The sequence below is a fragment of the Chroococcidiopsis sp. genome (genome assembly GCF_051657925.1).
Lineage (GTDB): Bacteria > Cyanobacteriota > Cyanobacteriia > Cyanobacteriales > Chroococcidiopsidaceae > Chroococcidiopsis.
Map to the genome: position 1 here is coordinate 1 of NZ_JBOFLP010000334.1, position 5706 is coordinate 5706.

Annotated in this window: 9 protein-coding genes; all 9 read right to left on the minus strand. The window is 45.6% G+C overall.

Features of this window, described 5'->3' with window-relative positions; genetic code table 11:
* Positions 1-86 precede the first annotated feature (86 nt).
* Positions 87-272 (minus strand): hypothetical protein, encoded by a 186-nt coding sequence (locus tag ACRC32_RS26580; RefSeq protein ID WP_438556790.1) that lies wholly within the window; start codon positions 270-272, stop codon positions 87-89.
* Between the two features lie 247 nt (positions 273-519).
* Positions 520-1737 carry a phthiocerol/phthiodiolone dimycocerosyl transferase family protein gene (locus tag ACRC32_RS26585; RefSeq protein ID WP_438556791.1) on the minus strand — a complete coding sequence of 406 codons (1218 nt, stop codon included), beginning with the start codon at positions 1735-1737 and terminating at the stop codon, positions 520-522.
* A 184-nt stretch (positions 1738-1921) separates the two neighbouring features.
* A complete protein-coding gene (locus tag ACRC32_RS26590) occupies positions 1922-2650 on the minus strand; it encodes an alpha/beta fold hydrolase (RefSeq protein ID WP_438556792.1) in 729 nt (242 codons plus the stop codon).
* Between the two features lie 125 nt (positions 2651-2775).
* Entirely contained in the window at positions 2776-2907 is a 132-nt protein-coding gene (locus ACRC32_RS26595; protein ID WP_438556793.1) for a hypothetical protein, read from the minus strand.
* 279 nt (positions 2908-3186) lie between these two features.
* The gene (locus tag ACRC32_RS26600) at positions 3187-3582 is read right to left on the minus strand and encodes a RidA family protein (protein WP_438556794.1); all 396 of its coding nucleotides are present in this window, start codon (positions 3580-3582) and stop codon (positions 3187-3189) included.
* A 149-nt stretch (positions 3583-3731) separates the two neighbouring features.
* Entirely contained in the window at positions 3732-3818 is an 87-nt protein-coding gene (locus ACRC32_RS26605; protein WP_438556798.1) for an AraC family transcriptional regulator, read from the minus strand.
* A gap of 64 nt (positions 3819-3882) precedes the next feature.
* Positions 3883-4137, minus strand: a complete 255-nt coding sequence (locus tag ACRC32_RS26610; RefSeq protein ID WP_438556795.1) for an AraC family transcriptional regulator — start codon at positions 4135-4137, stop codon at positions 3883-3885.
* An 84-nt stretch (positions 4138-4221) separates the two neighbouring features.
* Positions 4222-4842 (minus strand): FMN-dependent NADH-azoreductase, encoded by a 621-nt coding sequence (locus tag ACRC32_RS26615; RefSeq protein WP_438556796.1) that lies wholly within the window; start codon positions 4840-4842, stop codon positions 4222-4224.
* Positions 4843-4897: 55 nt separating this feature from the next.
* Complete coding sequence (locus ACRC32_RS26620; protein WP_438556797.1) at positions 4898-5653, minus strand: SDR family oxidoreductase; 756 nt, start codon at positions 5651-5653, stop codon at positions 4898-4900.
* Positions 5654-5706 lie beyond the last annotated feature (53 nt).

Here is a 5706-nt window from a genome sequence, read left to right on the forward strand (position 1 = left end):
TTTAACTAAAGTAAAACTCTCAGTAGGAACGATCGCTTCTATCTTTTTCATTTTCTTCTCCTAAAACGACATGACTACTCGACAGATTATTGTTGTGTAGAACCGTAAATTCGTTTGTATCTAAATTGTTCTTGCTTGAAGTATGGTTTCAAATTGTGAATCCCAATTACGTTCATCGAACGACTTAGTAAACGCAAACGTTGAACTTTTTGAGCTTGGAAATTATTCATCAAATGAAGAAAAGCTTGATGTCTAACAGAGTTAATTTTCATTTTTTTTGTTGTTAATGAGGTTTACCGTACTTGCATTATTTCTCTTCAATCGCTAGTGAGATAGCTGTTAGGAACTTCTCGTCAAGGAGTTCGCTTAGCATATAAGCTGGAGTAGACGTATCGGACGCGCATCGGAGCTAGTGAGCGCGAATTGCTTGTCATGGTTAGAAGCGCGTTCTCGATCAAAAACAATGGTTTTCTCTTGGTTTTTCATCAGGCAATGAATGAGTTATTAATGGCATACTGACTACAAATGCCCAGAAGTTGACGCGATCGCGGTATGAAGCAACTGCATTGCGTCCTGTTGCAGTTGAGCAGCTGCCGTTGGGGATAGGACTGACTCTGGATAAACGAGCGTAAAACAGAGCCGTTCGCCTACCGTTGCAACTCCTAACAGGCGACCGTCATCTCTGCTGGGCATTACAGAGGGTCCATAGATCCCCCGCAGTTGAAGTTGCCCAAACTGTTGTGGGATTGCTAAGCGTCCGAGATTGGTAACTGTAATGTCGCCACCGTATTGTTCGATAAATCCTTGCCAAACCTGAATTGCACTGGGATTCGCAGACATCCACGCTTGAGTTTGCTGGATTGCTGCCATGACCCGATCGGGTTCCATTGCAGAGTTTAATTGTTGTTTGACTGACTGAGCCACTGCCCACACGCTTGTATTAGGAGTTAAAGCGTGCGAAGTCATTGCTGCGCTAAGGTAAAGACTAAACTGTGTATCAGTTACAGACATGAAACGCCGTTGGAGATCGATCGGTGTTAAGCATTTGAGAGTCTGCTGTTGTTTTGAACCAGATTGGCGGGCGATCGCTAAGAGAAATGCAGCACAAATAGCAGCATGGACGCTAGTTTGTTCTTGCCGGCAACGGGAAATTAACTCACCTGTCGTCTCTGGGGTAAGCGAACCAGCTAGCAAGCGAGAACGGGAAGAAGTTTCTGGAGGCTTAAAGTCTGAAGATTGCAGCGCCACTGGGTAGTCTGGAAGAGCGGCATCGGCTTTACCCAGCATCAATTCCTCTAAAGAAAGGGGCATTGGTAGAGGCTGGAGGATAGTACTAGGGACGGCGATCGCTTGCAAAATATCTTGGATGAGATAGGCACCAGAAGTTCCATCAGCAATCGAGTGGTGGTAAACGACGATTAATTCTGAAATCTCTGGGGAGTGTAGCAAGACTGCACGTATCAAAGGTGCTTGCTTCCAGTTAAAAGGTGTAGAAATTTCTGTCTCAACTTCTCGTTGCCAGTGTTGCTCGGACTGTCGCTGTAAAACTCGCAGTGGGATATTAGCTACTTCTTCGACAAACCAGGGTTGTTCGGTTTCATCCAATGCGATGCGTACTCTTAGCAATGGATGGCGCTGTTGCACTTGCATCAAAGCACGCTTGAGTTGCTCGCTACTAAATTCTCCTTGAATCTGTGCTGTCAGGGCAAAATGTGCTGGTTGAACTTGGTCGTACAACCAAAAGATTTTCTCGAGTGCTCCTAGGGGGCGACAGGTAGAATTTTTTGGCGTATGGACGCTCGATTTTGAAGTTTGACAATGCATTTGTTTTGACTTTTGACTGTTATTTGACTTGCTCAAGCTAGAGATTTCTACTAGGGCATTAGAAGTACGTTATACGTGGAAAAATACAATTCCGTTCCTAGTCGCGCCCTGCCACAATAATCTTTTCTGCTAAACAGATCGGGTTAGAAAATATCACCTCATGACTACCTGGCATTTGTACGAGCCGAAATAGCCCCAAGCGGCTAGACATTTTGGGATGCCAGCCCCACTGCTCGTCTTGAGGTAGAGAGATGTCTTCCGTACAGTAGAGGTAACTTTTGGGAATTGGCAGCGAGTAAAATTGCTTCAAGTCCAACTTGTCAATCCACGGTTGATACGGCTCAGACGATAATTGCGCGTAACTGAATTTAGCTAGGTCGAGGTCAGCATCGTTGAGAAACGCTTCTCGCCAAATCTCAAACGGCATCATCGTCGTATTATCGTCCGATTCTTCAGCTAGTTTGTCAAATAACGCTTGAGAATCGGGTGGGACATTATCTCTGAGGCTTTCCCCATCGTTAAGGACAAAGGCATTGAAAAAAATCAGCCGTTGAATGCGATCGCCAATCGCTTCGGCAACTTTAGCAATAACTGTACCGCTGAAACTATGTCCTAAGAGGACGATATCGGTTAAGTCTTTGCCAACGATGTAATCTACTATCGATTGCGTACATTGAGCGTGGTTGACGTTTTTATTCGCGCCTTTACCATGTCCGGCGATTGTGGGAGCAAAAGCCTGATGCCCTTTAGCTTCTAAATGTTGGATGACCGCGTTCCAAGTAGAACCATCGTGCCACGAACCGTGAACCAAGACAAAAGTTGACATAGAATTGCTCCTTAACGTGCGATCGCATCCTTAAAGTCAGTATTAGTAGCTACTACTTCCCAGGCGTTTAACTCCTGAGTTAACGATTCAATTTTCCGACGCAACTTACTATACGTATACTTGCCTTACTCTGCATTATCTGTGTTGAAAAAGGAGTGCAAATCTTGTACGCTACCCCAAGCCGCGATCGCGGACATAGGATTTGAGTATTGGCGGTAGCGAACGATTTTACCTTCCCTAGTTTCCAGTCGCAGCACGTAATCTTATTGTCTGGTTGCCTGAGTCACGATCTGATTTCAAAGGTGGGAAATTTACTGCGTTCTTCAACGTATAGAACTACTAAAACTTCCATCTAAAGCCCGATTTGTCTTGTTCTATGCTTCCGGCTGATGAGTAGTTTTATCTGAGATTTGCGGTTCCATACCAGACGTGCGGAACTTGGGACGTGTAATGGAACTGAAACTGATATTCTTGGAAATTTTGGACAAAACTTGAGCAGGTTTTGAGGCTCAAGCCCTGATTCATTCGCGAAGTGGTTACACTTTAGCAATACACTTAATCTCAATCATGAACTCAGGCAAAGCAAGACGCTGAATTTGTACGATGGTGCTTGCTACAACTGGAGTGCCAGCAAAAACCTCTTGCCTACATTTGCCCGCTGCTGCATGTCCTGTCTCCATATCTGTTACAAAAAGTACCTCATCCACAATGTTGTCCATCGTGGCACCATAGTGAGCAAGGACTTTTTGAATGTTGGTGTAGGATTGGCGCATCTGCATTTCCATATCGTCAATACCAACGACGTTGCCTTTGCTGTCGTGACTGACCTGCCCAGAGATGTAGATCGTGTCTCCAACTTTCACGGCTTGAGAATACCCATACTCTTGCTCCCAAGGCATATTCAGGCTTGTTGTTTCCTTGTTAATCGTCATAAAGTTTTTCCTTCAAGTAAATTGTGAAACAGAACATAGACAGCACCTAGTACATTGATTAATAGGATTCTCCTGGTTCTATCTATCCCAAGTGTACCCAGTTCTAATACTCGATCTCTTTCAGATTCTTACAATGACTTGTCAGATTCTTATGGTGAAGGGCGCACCTGCTTTGGTGTCATGCCAGTGAATCGCTTAAACTGTTGCGTCAAATGGCTTTGACTGGAAAAACCCACTTGTAAGGCAATATCTGCGGTAAGCGAAGCTATCCCGAAGGGTTATCGCCAAATCGGTTTTCGACTACATCAATTTCGCCCGTTCCACCCGTTGCTCAATCACGTACTGATGTGGCAAAATTCCCATTGCTTGTTTGAATACACTCGCGAAGTAAGTGGAACTGATATTGATGACGCTTACCAATTCAGTCAACGATAGATCTCGACTCAAATGCGTTTGGATATAATCCTGCAACTGGACGCAGGTTAAGCTTTTATTTTCAGATGTGACGATGTGTGCCGACTCAGCATAATGTCGCAACAGATGAACGACTAACAACCAAGAAAGCGGCGGCAGAAAACCTTTGCATCACAACCAAGATCTCTCAATCGTCCGCTTCATCGACTTGTTAGCTGGCTGGCGCTACCAACCGCTCACTAATTCTTGAATTTTAGATTGTGCTTCGTCTAGTCCCCGTTTTTGTGCCTCGTCTCCCAGATCTAGACCATTGGCATGAATGAACTGAATGTCAGTCACACCCATGTATTGAAAAGCATACCGAAGCGCAGGTTCCTGACAATCCCATCCCTTGTAAGGAGAACTTGCTCCATATTCAACGCCTCGTGATGTGATGAACAAAACTTTTTTACCGTTCGCCAGTCCTTTGACTTGACCATCCTCCTCCGTGAATGTGCGACCCACACGAACCACTTGATCGATGTAGGCTTTGAAATTGGAGGGAATGCTGAAGTTGTACATTGGCACACTGAAAACACATCGATCAGCTGCCAAAAACTCATCCACTAACTCATCAGAAAACTTCAGCAGTTCAGCCATTTCTGAAGTCAGTGCTTCTGGCGCAGTAAAAGAAGCCGCAATCCAGTCTTCGGTGACGTGAGGAACTGGCGTTTGTCTTAAATCACGATAGGCGATCGCGTCGTCAGGATGTAAGTCTTGCCACGCAACTATAAACTTCTTTGCCAACTTGCGAGATTTGGAGCGATCGCCCCGTGGACTTGAATCAAGATGCAGAATGCTTGCCATATTACCTTAACCAGAAATTTCAATTGCCATCTAGACAGTAAGCCAGCAACTTAAGCTAACTCGCCGTATATCCGCCATCGATCGCTAAGGGTTGTCCCGTAATATAGCTAGCAGCATCAGAGCAGAGAAACACAACCGCTTGAGCAATTTCCGTTGCCTGACCGATCCGACCCATCGGAACCATCGACCCAAGATCGTCGAACGTGATGCCCATCTGGTCAGCACTACGAGCCATGAGGTCAGTCGCAATCGGACCCGGATTGACGGCATTGATCCGAATGCCCTGTTTGGCATAATCGAGAGCAGCCGATCGCGTCAGCCCCATCACCGCATGTTTGCTAGCAACGTAAGGAGATATCCCTGGAAGCGCAACGAGACCATTCGTTGACGAATTGTTCACGATCGCGCCTGAGCCTTGGGACAGCATCTGCTGAATTTCGTATTTCATACAGAGAAATAGCCCTCGTGCATTGACCGACACGATCTTGTCAAAATCCTCGCTCGATTGAGAGTGCAACGGTGTAACAACAAGATCGATTCCAGCATTGTTGAAGGCACAATCCAGTTTGCCGTAGGTGGCGATCGCTTTCTGCACCAATTCCCGAACATCCACCTCACTCGATACATCTGATTTCACAAACAAGCATTCTGCCCCAGTTTCGTGAATCAAAGCCGCAGTTTCTTCACCTTCTACACTGCGTATGTCCGAGAAGACAACTTTAGCTCCAGCCGCACCGAACGCGATCGCTGTTGCTCGACCAATTCCCGATGCGCCTCCAGTGACTAACGCTACTTTATCTTGCAGTATCATTGTGTTTCTCCTTGTGTCAATGCCATTAGATTCAAGTACTAATTAGAGAAGAT

Bases quoted from the DNA above. Each gene is read 5' to 3' on its own strand.
- ACRC32_RS26580 (WP_438556790.1), bottom strand. From the start codon at position 272: ATGAAAATTAACTCTGTTAGACATCAAGCTTTTCTTCATTTGATGAAT.
- ACRC32_RS26590 (WP_438556792.1), bottom strand. From the start codon at position 2,650: ATGTCAACTTTTGTCTTGGTTCACGGTTCGTGGCACGATGGTTCTACT.
- ACRC32_RS26600 (WP_438556794.1), bottom strand. From the start codon at position 3,582: ATGACGATTAACAAGGAAACAACAAGCCTGAATATGCCTTGGGAGCAA.
- ACRC32_RS26615 (WP_438556796.1), bottom strand. From the start codon at position 4,842: ATGGCAAGCATTCTGCATCTTGATTCAAGTCCACGGGGCGATCGCTCC.
- ACRC32_RS26620 (WP_438556797.1), bottom strand. From the start codon at position 5,653: ATGATACTGCAAGATAAAGTAGCGTTAGTCACTGGAGGCGCATCGGGA.